The following is a 16,340-nucleotide window of genomic DNA, read 5'->3' on the forward strand; positions in this document are numbered from 1 at the left end:
CGCCCTGTCGTGGTTCACGCGGCGATCACACCAGCGAGTCCCTCCACGCGGCGTGCAGCTGCGCGAAACGGCCCGTGCCGGCGATCAGGTCGGCCGGCGTGCCGTCCTCGACGATCTTGCCGTGCTCCATCACCAGCACCCGGTCGGCGATGGCGACCGTCGACAGACGGTGGGCGATGATCACGGCCGTGCGGTCCGCAAGCAGCGTCTGCAGCGCATCCTGCACCAGGCGCTCGCTCGGGATGTCGAGCGAGCTCGTCGCCTCGTCCAGGATGAGCACCGCCGGGTTCGCGAGGAACGCCCTCGCGAACGAGATCAGCTGACGCTGACCGGCGGATACCCGGCCGCCGCGCTTGTTCACGTCGGTGTCGTAGCCGTTCGGCAGACCCCGGATGAACTCGTCGGCTCCCACGGCGCGCGCCGCCTCCACGATCTCCTCCCTGGTGGCGTCCGGTTTGCCGAGCGCGATGTTGTCGGAGACGGACCCGCTGAACAGGTACGCCTCCTGCGTCACCATCACGATCGCCCTCCGGAGGTCCTTCGGGTGCAGGTCGCGCAGATCGACGCCGTCGAGCGTGACGGAGCCGTCACTCGGGTCGTAGAACCGCGAGATCAGCTTCGCCAGCGTCGACTTGCCCGCTCCGGTGGATCCGACGAGCGCGATCGTCTGCCCGGCCGGGATGTCCAGGCTGAAGTTGGGCAGGATGACCCGGTCGCGCTTGTACGCGAACGTGACCTCGTCGAAGCGGACGTTGCCCTCCGCGTCCCACAGGTCGACGGCCTTGACCGGATCCGGAACCGAGGGCTCCTCCTCCAGCACGCCCGAGATCTTCTCGAGCGCAGCGGCGGCCGACTGGTAGGAGTTGTAGAACATGGCCATCTCCTCCATCGGGTCGAAGAACCGGCGCGTGTACAGCAGCGCGGCGAGCAGCACGCCGATGGCGAGCTGGCCGTCCGCCACCCGGAAGCCGCCGACGAGCAGGACGACACCGACGGTCACGTTTCCGATCATCACGAGACCGGGATCGAAGATCCCGAACAGCTGGATGACGCGGGCGTTGACGTCGCGGTAATCCTCGACGAGACCGCCGAACTCCTTCTCGTTGCGCTTCTCCTTGCGGAACGCCTTGACGGCGCGGATGCCCGTCATCGTCTCGACGAACTGCACGATCAGCTTCGCCGACGCCACCCGCGAGATGCGGAACAGCCTCTGCGAGCGCTTCTGGAACCAGCGGGTCAGGAAGTACAGCGGCACCAGCGAGCACACCAGCACCACACCGCTCACCCAGTCGAGGGAGAACAGCGCGATGGCGATGAACAGCATGTACAGGAAGCCCTGCACCAGCTGGTTGATGCCGGAGTCGAGCAGCTCGCGGATCGAGTCAAGGTCGCTCGTCTGACGCGAGATGATGCGACCGGACGTGTACGACTCGTGGAACTCGAGCGAGAGCTTCTGCGTGTGCAGGAACACCCGCTTGCGCAGGTCGATCAGGATGGCCTGACTGATCCGCGCGCTCAGCACCGTGTACCAGGCGATCAGCACGGCGCCGATGACGCCGGTGAACAGGTACGCGATCCCGGCGGCCGCCAGCGGGAACCAGTCCTCCTTGAGGAGGGCAGGCAGACCGTTGTCGATACCGAACGCGATGATCGCGGGGCCGGCCACCTGGCCTGCCGTGCTGACCACGACGACGGCTGCCGTCAGGATCAGCCGCAGGCGCAGCGGGCGCATCAGCGAACCGAGCAGGCGCAGGGACCGCTTGCGGATCTGCTTGCTCTCCTCTTTGGTGAAGTCGTTGCGCTCTTCGCCTTCGACTCCCAATACGGTCGCGGTGCTCACAGGTTCACCTCCTGAAGGATCTCTTCTGTCTGTTCGTCTTCGAGGCTCGAGATGACGAACCGGTAGTGCTCGTTCGTCTCGAGGAGCTCATGGTGGGTGCCGACCGCTGTGATGCGGCCGTTCTCGAGCAGGGCGACCCGGTCGGCGAGCATCACCGTCGACGGACGGTGGGCGACGACCAGCGCCGTGGTGGCGGCGAGGACGCGGCGGAGTGCCGCCTCGACGAGGGCCTCGGTGTCCACATCCAGTGCGGACAGCGGGTCGTCGAGCACCAGGATGGACGGGTTTGCCGCGACGGCACGCGCGAGCGCCAGGCGCTGACGCTGACCGCCGGACAGGCTGAGCCCCTCCTCGCCGACCTTCGTCTCCACGCCCTCCGGGAGGTCGTAGACGAAGCCGGCCTGGGCGATCTCGACGGCCTCGGCGAGCACGCGCTCCGCCTCGTCCGAGTTCGGGTCGAGGTCGTCACGGCCGAGCAGCACGTTCTCCCTGACCGACGCGGAGAACAGCGTGGCGTCCTCGAACGCCATCGCGATGCTCTTGCGGAGGTCGTAGCGGGTGAGGTCGCGCACATCCACGCCGTCGACGCGCAGCGAACCGCCCGTGACGTCGTAGAGCCGGGTCGTGAGGGCCGTGAGCGTCGACTTGCCGGATCCGGTGAGACCGACGAGCGCCATCGTCTCCCCCGGCTCGACCGTGAGGTCGATGCCGTCGAGGAGGTCGGGGAAGCGCTCCGGCGAATCCTGGTACCGGAAGTGCACGTCGTCGAACACGAGCTCTCCGCGCGGGTTCTCGATCTTCTTCGGCTCTGCCGGGTCCTGGATGGTGTTCGCCTCGTCCATCACCTCGAAGAACCGGTCGGCAGCCGTGCGGGTGTCGAAGGTCATCGAGAGCAGGAAGCCGATCGACTCGACGGGGAACCGCAGCACGGTCGCCGTCGCGAAGAACGCCACCAGCTCGCCGACGGACAGCTGACCCTGCGAGGACAGCCAGACGCCGACCACCAGGCAGATGCCGAACGCCACATCCGGGACCAGCAGCAGCCAGAGCCAGATGCCGGCGATGGCCTTCGCCTTCTCGATCTCGGTGCCGCGCAGCTCCTCGGCCTGCGACTCGAACCTCTTCAGGGCGTGCTTGCCCCTGCCGAACGCCTTGAGGACGCGGATGCCGTGCACCGACTCCTCGACAGCGGTCGCGAGGTCGCCTGCCTGGTCCTGGCTGCGGCGGGCGATCACCGAGTATTTGCCCTCGAAGATGAACCCGTAGATCCACAGCGGGATCGAGCAGACCAGGAAAATCAGTCCGAGGATCCAGTTCCAGCTGATCAGGATGGCGAAGCCGACGACGATCGTCACGACGTTCACCACCAGCAGCACGATGCCGAACGACAGCCACCGGCGGATGAGGCCGAGGTCGCTGACGGCGCGCGACAGCAGCTGGCCACTCGGCCAGCGGTCGTGGAACGCGACGGGCAGGTCCTGCAGCTTCTCGTAGAGGCCGTTGCGCATCTTCGCCTCGACGTGCGTGCCCGGCGTGAGCACGAACCAGCGGCGCAGCGAGATGAACACGGCCTCGGCCGCGCCCAGCCCGACGACGAGCAGCGCCGCCGGCCACACGGCCGACGAGTCACCCGTCGACAGCGGTCCGTCGACCAGCCAGCGGAGCACCTGCGGGATGCTCAGTGCGACCAGGCTGGCGAGGAGGGCGGCGACCATGCCGAGCAGGATGCGCGGAGCAGCCGACTTGGCGAACGGCAGGATGCGCAGCAGAGTCCGCACGGTGCCCGCCCGTGCTTTCGTATCTTTTTGTGGGGGGTGCTGATGAGTTTCAGCGACAGACATTATCGATCCGTTTTCTTGTGTAGTGATTGCTTCGCGGGTCAGACAGTGACCCGATTCTGAGCGTGCTGAGAGGTCGTGCGGGGTCGTCAAAAGGGAGCGTTCCACCGGGGGTGGACTCCGCGGACCGTTGATGGTCCGCGCGACGTGCCGACGACAGTCAGCCGGGAAGCATGTCCTGCCTGGGACCTACCAGGCGGGGGCTGGCTCCGGGGACGCATAAGCGACGGCGGCGACGAGTCCGAACCCGATCATGGTTCGTGTGTTCTCTGTCGTTGTCATGGCGTCCTCCCTAGCCCGAATGCGTTCACGTAAATGCCGCCTAGGCAGCCCTACAGCCTATGGCCGCGCACAGCCGATGCACAAGAGGGGAAGGAAAACTCGTCGCGCCCGGCTACCGGATGCGGATCGACAGGCAGGTCACGCATCCCTCGAGCTTCTCGAACTCGCTGATGTCGACCTGCACGACCGTGTATCCGAGGTCCTCGACGAGGGCGATCGACGCCGGGGCGGACGACGACATCAGCACCGTGTCGTCCGAGAGGACCACGACGGCGGTGCCGTGCGCTTCGGGAACGGGGAGGAAGCGCTCGAACACGCTGGGGTTGTCCACGAGGGGCTCGTAGCCGATGACGGTGCCGTCCGGCAGCGCGGTCACAGCTGTCTTGAGGTGCAGCGCCTTGGTCACCGGAACGCCGACGACGGTGTAGCCGAGCGGCGCGACGAGAGCACGCAGCTGGCGGATGCCCTCCGCGTTGGTGCGGCCGCCGCGGCCGACGTAGACAGTCGAGCCGACCTTGAGCACGTCCCCGCCGTCGAGCGTCCCCGGCTCCTGGATGCGCTCGATACGCAGCCCCTGCGCGCGCAGCGCCGCCTCGGTGCCCGGGGTCTCCGCACGGCGCGAGTCCGCGCCAGGGAGGCTGATCACGGCGGTGTCGCCGAACACGATGGCCGTGTCCTCGACGAAGACGGAGTCCGCGAGCCCGTCCGCGCTCGCGACCTCGACGGTCTGCCAGCCGGCCTGAGAGAGGGCGGCGACGTACGCATCCCACTGCTTGTCGGCGAGCTCGGCATCCACCGGCTCACGGTCGATGTGGGTGACGAGGCCGTCTGCCAGGTTGGTGGCCGGGATGCGGACGAGCGCGATCCTGGTGCCGGAGCCGAACGCCGACTCGTCGTCGATGGCGTGGTAGACAGCGTATCCGGCGGTGGGCAGCGCGATGGCGACCGCGAGCCAGAACGGCAGGTTCAGCCCGATGAAGGACTGGAAGATCTGCGCCCAGGCCGCGGCGGCGAAACCGACGTTCAGAGCGGTGAACAGCACGATCGTGCCGAGCAGGGTGCTCACCAGCGCCACGACGACACCCGTGATGACGGCGATCCAGCGACGGACCAGGCCGCCGAGGAGTGCCGCGGCGAAGGTGAGCACCAGCGCGACCAGCGCGTTGTACATCACGTATGGCGTGATGCTTCCGAGCGCTGCGGCGTTCAGCTGGTTGGCCGCCAGCAGAACGAAGGTCGCCGCGATGAACGCGATAGCGCCCACCGCGACGGCAGCGGAAACGGATGCGATGAGCCGGCGGCCCCACGAAGTCGTCATGGGAACCAACCCTAGCGGAGCGTTTCTATGCGTTTGCTGGCTCGCGCAGGCGCGCGAGTGCGATCTCCTCCGCCGCTTCCAGCGTGGTGATCCCGCGCTCCTCGGCGACGGCGAAGATCTCAGTGACGGTGTCGCCGATCCGCTCCACCCTCTCCTGCGTGGCAGCAGCGGATGCGTCCTCCTCGTTCATCATCGAGAGGAAGATCACCCCGCCCGCGTTCACGACGAAGTCGGGCGCCCAGAGGATGCCGCGCGCCGCGAGACGCTCCGCTCCCGCACGGTGCGCGAGCTGGTTGTTGGCCGGGCCGACCACGGCCTTGACCCGCAGTTCGTCGATCACCGTGTCCGTCAGCACGCCGCCGACACCGGCGGGCACGAACAGGTCGCCATCGACGGTGTGCGCCTCGGCCGGCTCCACCCAGCGTGCGCCGAGCGCATCCGCCAGTGCGCGCTTCGCCGGGTTGACGTCGGTGACCGTGAGCTCGGCGCCCTCGCTCGCCAGTCGCATCGCGATGATCGAGCCGACGTGGCCGAGCCCGAGGACGGTGACGCGGCGACCGGCCACCGAGCGGGTGCCGACAGCGCGCTCCAGCGTCGAGAGCAGGCCGGCGTACACACCGGCCGCCGTCGCGTCGCTCGGCTCTCCGACGCCGCCCTCGGAGGACGGCAGGCCGCAGACGTGCGCCGTGCGCGTCGCGACGATCGACATGTCCTCGGCCGAGGTGCCGACGTCTTCGGCGGTCATGTAGGCGCCGCCGAGGCTCTCCACGGCGTCGCCGAGGTCGAGCATCAGCTCGTAGCGCTGTTCGTTCGTGAGCACCGTGCCGCGCGGGAGGTAGACGACCGTCTTCCCTCCGCCGCGGTTGAGGCCGGCGGCCGCGTTCTTGAGGGTCATGCCCTCCGCAAGCCGGAGCGAGTCCGCAACCGCCTCCGCCCAGGAGTCGTACGTCCAGACACGGCAGCCGCCGAGCGCGGGGCCGAGGATGGTGGAGTGCACCGCGACGCTGATGGTCAGGCCGCTCCGCCTCCCCTTCACGACATGCAGCGTTTCGTGCGGCAGGTTCACTCCGGTCGTTTCGACCAGTTCAGCGGGCAGGACGGACATCGGTGTCTCCTCGTGGGATCGCGGTTGTGCAATTTCGGTGGCCTTGTGAGCCGCCGATCATTCTCCCACGAGTCCCGCCCGTGCGCCTCCCCTGCGGGAGCGCACTAGTGGAAGAAGTGACGCTCCCCGGTGAAGTACATCGTCACGCCCGCGGCCTTCGCTGCGGCGATGACGTCCTCGTCGCGGATCGAGCCGCCCGGCTGCACGATCGCGCGCACACCGGCGTTGATCAGGATCTCCGCCCCGTCGGCGAACGGGAAGAACGCGTCGGACGCGGCGACGGCACCGGATGCGCGCTCACCGGCGCGCGTGACGGCCAGGTTGCACGAATCCACCCTGTTCACCTGCCCCATGCCCACGCCGACGGATGCGCCGTCGTTCGCCAGCAGGATCGCGTTGGACTTCACAGCGCGGCACGCCTTCCAGGCGAACTCGAGGTCGGCGCGGGTCGCCGCGTCCGCCTCCTCGCCGGAGACGAGCGTCCAGCCGGCCGAGCTGCCGTACGACGTGGATGCGGTGTCGAAGCGGTCCGCATCCTGAACGAGCACGCCGCCCGAGATCTGCCGGAACTCCGTGGCCTTGCGGGTGTAGTCCTCCGGCAGCTGCAGGATGCGAAGGTTCTTCTTCGTCTGCAGGAGTTCGAGCGCCTCCGGCTCGAAGCCCGGCGCGATCAGGACCTCGGTGAAGATGCCCTTCACCGCTTCCGCCATCGCCAGCGTCACGATGCCGTTGGCCGCGATCACGCCGCCGTACGCGGAGACGGGGTCGCACTCGTGCGCCTTCCTGTGCGCCTCGGCGATGTCGTCGGCGACCGCGATGCCGCACGGGTTCGCGTGCTTGATGATGGCGACGGCCGGCTGGTCGAAGTCGTACGCGCTGCGGAGGGCTGCGTCAGCATCCACGTAGTTGTTGTACGACATCTCCTTGCCGCCGAGCTGGGTGGCCTGCGCGATGCCGCGCCCCGTCGGGTCGGCGTAGAGCGCTGCTGCCTGGTGCGAGTTCTCGCCGTAGCGCAGGGTCTGCTTGAGTTCGGCTGCGACCTCGAAACGTTCGGGGAAGTCGGCCGTGCTCGGCGCATCCCCCGCGAACCAGGCGGCGACGGCGCCGTCGTATGCAGCGGTGTGCGCGAACGCCCGCGCGGCGAACTCCCTGCGCTGGTCGAAGGTGGTTCCGCCGGCCGCGATGGCGTCGGCGATGCTGCCGTAGTCGCCGGGAGAGACGACGATGGCGACGTTGGCGTGGTTCTTCGCCGATGCGCGGACCATCGCAGGGCCGCCGATGTCGATCTGCTCGACCACGTCGTTGCCGACGGCGCCGGAGGCGACCGTCTCCACGAACGGGTAGAGGTTCACGACCACGAGCTCGAACGGCTTGATCTCCAGGTCTTTCAGCTGCTCCTCGTGCGAGGCCAGCCGGAGGTCGGCGAGCAGGCCGGAGTGGATGGCGGGGTGCAGGGTCTTCACGCGGCCGTCGAGCGACTCGGGGAAACCGGTGACGCTGGCGACGTCGGTGACCTCGTAGCCCGCATCCCGGATCGTGGACGCCGTGCTCCCGGTGGAGACGATCTCGACACCCGCGTCTGCGAGCGTCTTCGCGAGCTCGAGGAGCCCGGTCTTGTCGCTGACCGAGATCAGCGCGCGGCGGATCGGGACGATGTCCCTTTCGCGGTAGAGGCTGGCGTCGTGGCGGGGTCCACTCATGCTCGTGCAAGCTCCTTGAGGTCGATGTGTCCGTTGGCGATGTCGAGGACGGCGTCGATGAGCAGCCGTCGCTCCACTGGTTTGATGCGTTCGTGCAGGGCGGCCTCCGTGTCATCGGGATGCACGGGGACGCGCTCCTGGCTGATGATCGGCCCGGCGTCCACGCCGTTGTCGACCACGATGAGGCTCGCGCCGGTCTGGGTGACTCCGGCGGCCAGCGCATCCCGGACCCCGTGGGCGCCGGGGAACTCCGGAAGGTATGCGGGGTGGGTGTTGATGAGGTTGGGCGAGAATGCGGCAACGACCCTCGGTGGCACGAGGCGCATGAAGCCGGAGAGGATCACCAGGTCCGGCTGCCACTGCTCGATCTGCTTCAGGAGCTCGTCGCCCCACTCGTCCCTGTCGTCGAACGACGAGAACGGGACGGTGAACGACGGGATGCCGAACTCTTCCGCGTGCGCGAGCCCGTCCGCGTCGCGGTCGGCGCCGACGGCGACCACCCTGGCGGGGAACTCCGCGTCCTGCGACGCTTCGAGCAGGGCGCGCAGGTTGGACCCGCCGCCGGAGATCAGCACCACAATCGAGAGCACGCCACAAGCCTAGCGGCGGGCACGGTGGGAGGCGGACCACCGCTTTGATAGTTTAAGACTTGACTTATATAAGCAGTGACGCAATCATGGATGCCATGCACGCTTTCGATGTCCTCGGCGATCCGGTCAGACGCCGCATCCTCGAACTGCTCGTGGACGGCGAAGAGGCCGCCGGCGACATCACGGCGGTCATCGCCCGGGAGTTCGGCATCAGCCAGCCGGCCGTCTCGCAGCACCTGCGCGTGCTGAGAGAACACGGCTTCGCGAGCGTGCGCGCGGACGGCACCCGCCGGATGTACGCGGTCGCCCCCGACGGACTTCGGCAGGCGCACACCTGGCTGAGCCCGTTCGAGCGGTTCTGGACAGGGCCGCTCTCCGCCCTCGGGACGGAGCTCGCCCGGGGCAAGCGCGCCGCGCGGATCGCCGCTTCCGGCGGCGACGCCGCGCACCACCCATCTGATTCCACTCACACCACACCGCAGGACGAGGAGTAAATCATGGTCGACGTCAACGCACAGATCGACGCGGTCAGCCGCGCCCTCCGCACCGAGGAGATCGACGGGGAGCCGACGCGCATCCAGACCATCTCCCAGGACTACCCGGCGGACATCGCCGACGTCTGGGACGCCACCACCACGGCGGACAGGATCGCGCGCTGGTTCCTCCCGGTCACCGGCGACCTCCGCCTCGGCGGCCGCTACCAGCTCACCGGCAACGCCGGGGGCGAGATCCTCGCCTGCTCCGCGCCGGCGGATGGGTCGGCGGAGTACCGGATCACGTGGGAGTTCGGCGGCGGCGTCACCTGGGTCACCGTCCGGCTCACGTCGATCGGGCAGGACAGCACCCGGTTCACCCTCGAACACAGCGCGCGGGTGGCCGACGTCCCCGAACAGCTGTGGGAGACGTACGGGCCGGGCGCGACCGGCGTGGGCTGGGACCAGGCCGTGCTCGGGCTCGCCCTCCACTTCGGCACGCAGGACAGCGCCATCTCGCCCGAGGAGGGCCAGGCCTGGGCACTCTCCGACGAGGGCGCGGCGTTCACCCGCGCGGCGGCCGACCGCTGGGCGGAGGCCCACCTCTTGGCGGGCGCAGAGCCCGAGACGGCAGCGCGGACCGCGGACGCGACCTTCGCCTTCTACACCGGCAGGACAGTGGAGGACTGACGCCGCCGCGGGCCGGTCAGACCAGCCGCAGGCCCCACGCGGTCGGGGCGACGCTGTAGATCTGTCGGTACAGCGCCGTCCCCACCAGCACACCGAGCGCGATGGCGACGATCGAGCCGACGATGGTCGGGAAGCTGCTCGAATCGAAGTTCACTCCGGATGCGCTCTGGGTGAGACCGATCAGCCCGGTCGCACCCGGCACCAGCAGCCAGAACGCGGGCAGGAAGCACACCACCGCCGGAGGCGCGCCCCTGATCGACTGCACCAGATACGCCACCACGGTGAGCGCGAGCGCCCCGAAGAACCCGCTGAACTCGCTCCCCATGATCACCGCGCCGAGCAGCTGGGCTCCGTATGCGACGAGCAGCACCAGGGTGAGGAAGTAGAGCGAGCGCCGCGGCCCGCAGTAATAGAGGAAGATTCCGAGCGAGAACAGCAGGACGCCCACCCACGGCTGGAAGGCGCCGAGCGGCGGGTGCGTGGTGAGCAGAGCAGTGGATGCTGGGACGCCCGTGATCGTCAGGGCCGCCAGGATCCCGAACGACAGGAAGAGCAGTTGCGCGATCCCGGAGACGAGCCTGCTCGCCCCCGCGACCATGTCCCCCGCCGCGAGCTCCTGGATGCCCGTGGTGAGCACCGCGCCGGGCAGCAGGGTGACCAGCGGCGGCACGAGCACCTGCAGCGGCTCGGGGACCAGATCGGTGCGCGCGGCGGCGAAGACGATCAGCGCGAGCGCGAACGCCGTGAAGACGGGGAGCAGGATGGCGGCGTACGTGCCGGGCCGCACCAGCAGCTTGGCCACACCGACCAGCACACCGAGCACGAACGCGTAGACCATGCTGATCGGCTCAGCGCCGAGGAGCACGAGGCCGACCCCCGCCGCCGCGAGGCCGTGACCGAGCACACGCACGACCGTCGGGAAGCGCGGCTTGGCCGCCGTGACCGCTTCGATGGCCTCGATGCCCTGGACGGCGGTGATCGTTCCGGCGAGCGCGTGGTCGACCACGGTGTAGATCTTGGCCGCCCTGTCGAACCGCACCTCGCCGCCCGGCGACTCCGCGATGTCGAAGCGCGTCTCTTTCTCGTCCGGCATCCCCACGAAGATCAGAGTCGGGAACACGATGAGGGCGGCGTTCGGCGACCCGAGCGCGACGGAGACGCGTTTCAGCGTGCGCTGGATGTCCGTCGCCGCCGTACCGACCGAGAGCAGCGCGCTGCCCAGCTTGACCAGGAACTCCTGCAACTGCGCCGACGGGCTCTCGACGAGCTGCCTCGCCTCGACCGACCGGCGGTGGATCTCCAACTTCGGGAAGCGGAACGGCACGTTCCAGCGGCTCATCGTCTCGCCCGACCTCCCGCCACCAGCCCGATGATCGCCGCGACGGCGACCTCCGCCGCCGCGATCGAACCCACCAGCCACGGATTCGGACCGACGTCGTGCAGCCGTCCTGGACCGATGGCGCCGGACGACCACCAGGCCAGGAGGCCGAGTTCGATGCCCGCAACGATACCGATGCCGAGCGCGGCCACCAAGAGTCCGGATGTCCCATGCAGGTCGTGCATCCTGGTCGCTCGCGAGCGGAGCAGCGCCGCGGCGAGGAAGCCGGCGACGATCGGCACGAGCACGCCGATCAGCCCGAACGAGAACCCTCCGGCGGGGATGACGCCGAACAGCGGCAGCCCGGGCAGCGGCCCGAGCTCCGTGCCGATCGGGCTGACCGACGAGCCGGTGCCGATCGCGAAACCGGGGCCGACCATCCAGGAGGCGAGCCAGATGACCAGGTTCGGGATGAACGCGAGCTGCGCGATGGTGAGCGCCGCGCCGCCGAGAGCACCCGCCTGCAGTTGCTCGTACAGGCTGATGATGCCGCCGTAGTTGCCGAGGATGAGAATCGTGAGCACGAGGGCGGCGCCCGCGATCACCAGCGCGGCAGCCCCGGTGCCGGCGCGGAGGGCCACGGCCGACGCATCCCGGATCATCGGCGGGATGCGGTTGGTCGCGGCTGCGGTGGCGGAGAGCACGGCGCCCCGGGACTGTGGCGCTTCCGCCTGGCCGCTCCGCTCGCCCCGGTCGTTCCGGTCGTTCCGGTCGCTCAGCCCGATGTCTTTGCCATCGCGCTCGGCCCGCAGGGCGGCGAAGCCGAACCCGCAGAGCACCCCGACGGCGTAGACGAACGGCGGCAGAACGATCCCCTGCCAGACCGATGGATGCACGGGGGCGCTCCCCGCGGAGAAGGTGACGGCCGCCGAGAGCACGGCGAAGGCGACGACGGCGCTCACGGCGCCCGTGAGGCGGAACGGCGTCTCCGCGGCGCGCAGGCCGGTGCGCACGCCGAGTCCTGCGGTGAGCACGGCGAAGCCGAGCGCCGCGATCGTGACCTGGAACGGGATGACGGCGCCGGGCAGCCCGAGGGTCGCCGCCGCCTGAGCGTCGAGCGTGACGGTGAGGTTGACGCCGTGGCCGACGAGCCAGATGTCCGCGGACGCCCGCCAGAACGTGAACCAGTCCGCCGCGAGGTGATACTGGGCCGCCCAGAGGACGGTGAGCGGCACGAGGGAGATCGCGAGGCCGATCGCGACGACGATGACCGCCTCCAGCGCGGCGAGCAGGGCGACGGTTGTGCGATTCATGACCGAATGGAGCCTACCGGTCGGGCGTCGCGCCGCTCCGCCGACACTTCGGCGGTCAGGAGACGGTCATGACGGGGGTCTCGTCGTCCGCCGCCTCCGGCACCGTGATGACCGGCCGCTGCACCAGTTCGAGCACGGCCACCACCAGGGCGGCGATGACCAGCGTCCAGATGATGAGCGACGGCGTCAGCGGGCGGACGAACAGCACGATGGCCGCGGCGATGGCAGCGATGAGCGCGCGCAGCAGGGTCCGCTGCGCGTACAGCCACTCCCCCGTCCGCCCCGTGCTGATCCCGTGTCGTTCGGCGGAGGTCCGCACCCAGGCGACCCCGGATCCGAAGAAGCCGCGCAGCCGTCTCGGCACGGCGAACGGTCCCGAGTACCAGCCGACGACCGCCACCACGATGGCGAGCACGAGCACGGCGATCCCGGTGTCCCTCATCGCCGTGGTGAGTGTGTCGAACACGGTCCGCGCGACACCGGACGGGATCAGCGACGGCGACACGGAGCCGACGAACACCAGCCTGCCGATGCCGATCCCCGCCACGATGATGACCATCGACAACGCCAGCGCCACGGCCGCCCAGACCAGGGCGAGTGCGCGGCGTCTGGCCACGACCACGCCTGCCGCGAGCAGGAGCAGCGCCACCCACGGGAGCCACGCCCCCGCCGCGACCGCGACGCCATAGAACAGCTGGATGGTCGGAAGCGACGAATTCTGCGCGATCGTGATGGTGCGATCCACCGACGGGATCTGCGACGCGAAGGTGAGCCCCTGCTTCACCAGGATCGCCTTGACCCTGTCGATGATCGGCCCGAGCTGAACGCCGACCGAGCCGTCAGACCCGACGGCGATGGCCGCCTTCGGATCGTTCTGCATCGTCGCGACCAACTGGGTGTGGCTCGCCCGGAGTGCTTCCTGCCAGACCTGGGCGAACGCGTCCGACCGCACGAACCCATCCACTGTCGATCGCATCAGCGACAGGATGCCCTGGGCGGCCGGCCCCTTCAGCGCCTCGAGAGCGCGGGTGGCCGCCGGACCGGTGCCGAGCGAGGTGATGCCATCGACCACGTCGGACGTGATCGCCGGCACATCCACGTTCTCCTGGATGACGTCCATCGTCTGGCTGGTGACGAACGACTGCACACCGGGGTCCTTGGCCAGCGGTGCGTATGCCGCGACGAACGCATCCGTGTCTGTCAGCTGCACCTTTGCCCAGGACGAGACGACGGCGACCGGGGCGAGCAGGGCGCCGATCAGGATGAGCACGGCGGCGAGCAGAGTCCAGGCCCAGCTCCTGGTGTGCCTTCGCGGCACAGCGGTGCTGGCAACGGCTGCGTCGTGCGGGGGAATCGGCTGCGTCGGATCGTTCTCGATGGTCTCGATGGTCTCGCGCAGTCCGGCGTTCTCGGCTTCGAGCTGGGCGATGCGCTGGAGCAACTCGCTGTTGGTGATGCGTGCCATGTCGCTCCCCCCTTTCCCGCTGCTGCTCACTGTAGCGCTCGGGGCCGTCCCCGCGGCGGAAAAAACAAGGACCCCGTGGAGAACTCCACGGGGTCCTTGCCTGTGGAGGGATGCGCTCCCTCCGATGGTTCTACAGCGCCGCGTAGACCTCGCGGAGCAGGGCTGCGGTCTCGGACGGCGTCTTGCCGACCTTGACACCGGCGGCCTCGAGGGCCTCCTTCTTCGCCTGGGCGGTGCCCGCCGAGCCGGAGACGATGGCGCCGGCGTGGCCCATCGTCTTGCCCTCGGGAGCAGTGAAGCCTGCCACGTAGCCGACGACCGGCTTGGTGACGTTCGCCTTGATGAAGTCGGCGGCGCGCTCTTCCGCGTCGCCACCGATCTCGCCGATCATGACGATGGCCTTGGTCTCCGGGTCCGCCTCGAACGCCGCGAGAGCGTCGATGTGGGTCGTGCCGATGATCGGGTCGCCGCCGATGCCGATGGCGGTCGAGAACCCGAGGTCACGGAGTTCGTACATCATCTGGTAGGTGAGCGTTCCCGACTTCGAGACGAGGCCGATCGGGCCCTTGCCGGTGATGTTCGCCGGGGTGATGCCGACGAGCGACTCACCGGGGGTGATGATGCCGGGGCAGTTCGGCCCGATGATGCGGGTCTTGTTGCCCTTCTCCTGCGCGTACGCCCAGAACTCGGCGGAGTCCTGCACGGGCACGCCCTCGGTGATGATGACGAGCAGCGGGATCTCGGCGTCGATGGCCTCGATGACAGCATCCTTCGTGAACGCGGGCGGGACGAACGCGATGGACACGTCCGCGCCGGTCTTCTCGATCGCTTCCGCGACCGTTCCGAAGACGGGGAGCTCGACATCGCCGTGCGTGACGGTCGTTCCGGCCTTGCGGGCGTTCACGCCACCGACCACCTGGGTGCCCGCCTTCAGCATGAGGGCGGTGTGCTTCGTGCCCTCACCTCCGGTGATGCCCTGAACGATGACCTTGGAATCCTTGTTGAGGAAGATAGACATTCTTGATCGCGCCCTTACTACTTCGCAGCCAGTTCGGCGGCCTTGTCGGCGCCTTCGTCCATGGTGAGAGCCAGCGTCACCAGCGGGTGCGCGGCTTCGGTGAGGATGCGGCGACCCTCGTCGACGTTGTTGCCGTCGAGACGGACGACGAGCGGCTTGTTGGCCTCGTCGCCGAGGATCTCGAGCGCCTTGACGATGCCGTTGGCGACCGCGTCACAGGCGGTGATGCCGCCGAACACGTTCACGAACACGCTCTTGACCTGCGGGTCGTTCAGGATGACGTCCAGACCGGCGGCCATGACGGCTGCCGATGCTCCGCCGCCGATGTCGAGGAAGTTGGCCGGCTTGACGCCCTTGTGCTTCTCGCCCGCGTACGCGACGACATCGAGCGTGCTCATGACGAGCCCTGCGCCGTTTCCGATGATGCCGACTTCTCCGTCGAGCTTCACGTAGTTGAGGTCGCTCGCCTTGGCCTTCGCCTCCAGCGGGTCGGCTGCTGCCTTGTCCTCGAGCGCCTCGTGGTTCGGGTGGCGGAAGCCGGCGTTCTCGTCGAGCGTGACCTTGCCGTCCAGGGCGATGATGTCGCCCTCCTCGGTGAGCACGAGCGGGTTGACCTCGACCAACGTCGCGTCCTCGCCCTTGTAGACCTCGTACAGCTTCACGAAGACGTCGGCGACCTTGCCTGCAAGGTCGTCCGGGAATCCGGCGGCCTTCGCGATCTCGGCGGCCTTCGCCGCGTCGACACCGGTGATCGGGTCGACCTCGATGCGCGCCAGCGCCTCGGGCTTCTCGACGGCGAGCTGCTCGATCTCCATGCCGCCCTCGACGCTGGTGAGCGACAGGTACGAGCGGTTGGCCCGGTCGAGCAGGACCGAGAAGTAGAACTCTTTCGCGATGCGGGCGCCACCGGCGACCATCACGCGACGGACGATGTGACCCTTGATGTCGAGCCCGAGGATGGCCTTCGCGGCTTCCTCCGCCTCATCCGGGTTCTTGGCGACCTTGACGCCGCCGGCCTTACCACGACCACCGACCTTCACCTGCGCCTTGACGACGACCACTCCGCCGAGCTTCTCCGCCGCTGCGCGCACCTCCTCAGGGGTGTCCGCGACGATGCCCGGAAGGACCGGGACACCGTACTGCTCAAACAGGTCTCTGGCCTGATACTCGTATAGATCCACGGTTATCCAATCCGCTGGTTCCGGCACGCTCGTGGCGCTTGCCGGCCGATTTCTCCTAGGCAGTTCGGCGGGAGAATAGCTCGACGCCGAGATAAATTTCGCCAGAAAGAACTCTAGCGCGTCCTGCTGAACGCCCGCGAAACGAGCCGCGAAATCCACAGCGATCGTGGATGCTCCCTCCACAGCCGGGCTCCCCCATCCACTTCTCC

The 16,340-nt window shown here is 68.7% G+C and carries 13 protein-coding genes; 2 read left to right on the top strand and 11 right to left on the bottom strand.

Going from position 1 to position 16,340, the window contains the following annotated elements:
• Nucleotides 1–25: 25 nt before the first annotated feature.
• From ACN6M5_RS08660 to purN, 6 genes are all read right to left on the bottom strand, one after another.
• Nucleotides 26–1,840 carry an ABC transporter ATP-binding protein gene (locus tag ACN6M5_RS08660; RefSeq protein WP_085370198.1) on the bottom strand — a complete coding sequence of 605 codons (1,815 nt, stop codon included), beginning with the start codon at nt 1,838–1,840 and terminating at the stop codon, nt 26–28.
• Nucleotides 1,837–3,681 carry an ABC transporter ATP-binding protein gene (locus tag ACN6M5_RS08665; protein ID WP_434949304.1) on the bottom strand — a complete coding sequence of 615 codons (1,845 nt, stop codon included), beginning with the start codon at nt 3,679–3,681 and terminating at the stop codon, nt 1,837–1,839. Before ACN6M5_RS08665 ends, ACN6M5_RS08660 begins: the two co-directional genes overlap by 4 nt.
• 391 nt (nt 3,682–4,072) lie before the next feature.
• Nucleotides 4,073–5,278: a dimethylargininase gene (gene ddaH, locus ACN6M5_RS08670; RefSeq protein ID WP_434949305.1), complete on the bottom strand. Its 1,206-nt coding sequence runs from the start codon at nt 5,276–5,278 to the stop codon at nt 4,073–4,075.
• A 25-nt stretch (nt 5,279–5,303) separates the two neighbouring features.
• Nucleotides 5,304–6,383: a Glu/Leu/Phe/Val dehydrogenase family protein gene (locus tag ACN6M5_RS08675; RefSeq protein WP_434949306.1), complete on the bottom strand. Its 1,080-nt coding sequence runs from the start codon at nt 6,381–6,383 to the stop codon at nt 5,304–5,306.
• Between the two features lie 104 nt (nt 6,384–6,487).
• Entirely contained in the window at nt 6,488–8,083 is a 1,596-nt protein-coding gene (gene purH / locus ACN6M5_RS08680; protein WP_434949307.1) for a bifunctional phosphoribosylaminoimidazolecarboxamide formyltransferase/IMP cyclohydrolase, read from the bottom strand.
• On the bottom strand, nt 8,080–8,673 hold the full coding sequence (gene purN / locus ACN6M5_RS08685) for a phosphoribosylglycinamide formyltransferase (protein WP_434949308.1): 594 nt from the start codon (nt 8,671–8,673) through the stop codon (nt 8,080–8,082). Before purN ends, purH begins: the two co-directional genes overlap by 4 nt.
• A gap of 95 nt (nt 8,674–8,768) precedes the next feature.
• On the opposite strand from purN, the gene ACN6M5_RS08690 reads away from it, so the two are divergent.
• Both ACN6M5_RS08690 and ACN6M5_RS08695 read left to right on the top strand, forming a co-directional pair.
• Nucleotides 8,769–9,167, top strand: coding sequence for an ArsR/SmtB family transcription factor (locus ACN6M5_RS08690; protein ID WP_434949309.1), 399 nt, complete (start codon nt 8,769–8,771; stop codon nt 9,165–9,167).
• A gap of 3 nt (nt 9,168–9,170) precedes the next feature.
• Complete coding sequence (locus ACN6M5_RS08695; RefSeq protein ID WP_434949310.1) at nt 9,171–9,836, top strand: SRPBCC domain-containing protein; 666 nt, start codon at nt 9,171–9,173, stop codon at nt 9,834–9,836.
• A 16-nt stretch (nt 9,837–9,852) separates the two neighbouring features.
• Here ACN6M5_RS08695 and ACN6M5_RS08700 read toward each other — a convergent pair whose 3' ends face one another.
• From ACN6M5_RS08700 to sucC, 5 genes are all read right to left on the bottom strand, one after another.
• Nucleotides 9,853–11,175 (bottom strand): threonine/serine exporter family protein, encoded by a 1,323-nt coding sequence (locus tag ACN6M5_RS08700; RefSeq protein WP_434949311.1) that lies wholly within the window; start codon nt 11,173–11,175, stop codon nt 9,853–9,855.
• Nucleotides 11,172–12,467: a cell division protein PerM gene (locus ACN6M5_RS08705; RefSeq protein ID WP_434949312.1), complete on the bottom strand. Its 1,296-nt coding sequence runs from the start codon at nt 12,465–12,467 to the stop codon at nt 11,172–11,174. The genes ACN6M5_RS08700 and ACN6M5_RS08705 overlap by 4 nt, the downstream gene beginning before the upstream one ends.
• A 55-nt stretch (nt 12,468–12,522) precedes the next feature.
• A complete protein-coding gene (locus ACN6M5_RS08710; protein ID WP_434949313.1) occupies nt 12,523–13,932 on the bottom strand; it encodes a hypothetical protein in 1,410 nt (469 codons plus the stop codon).
• Nucleotides 13,933–14,062: 130 nt separating this feature from the next.
• On the bottom strand, nt 14,063–14,950 hold the full coding sequence (gene sucD, locus ACN6M5_RS08715) for a succinate--CoA ligase subunit alpha (RefSeq protein WP_085370209.1): 888 nt from the start codon (nt 14,948–14,950) through the stop codon (nt 14,063–14,065).
• Nucleotides 14,951–14,967: 17 nt separating this feature from the next.
• Complete coding sequence (gene sucC / locus ACN6M5_RS08720) at nt 14,968–16,131, bottom strand: ADP-forming succinate--CoA ligase subunit beta (RefSeq protein ID WP_085370210.1); 1,164 nt, start codon at nt 16,129–16,131, stop codon at nt 14,968–14,970.
• Nucleotides 16,132–16,340 lie beyond the last annotated feature (209 nt).

Source organism: Leifsonia araucanica, from assembly GCF_051161895.1.
Classification (GTDB): domain Bacteria; phylum Actinomycetota; class Actinomycetes; order Actinomycetales; family Microbacteriaceae; genus Leifsonia.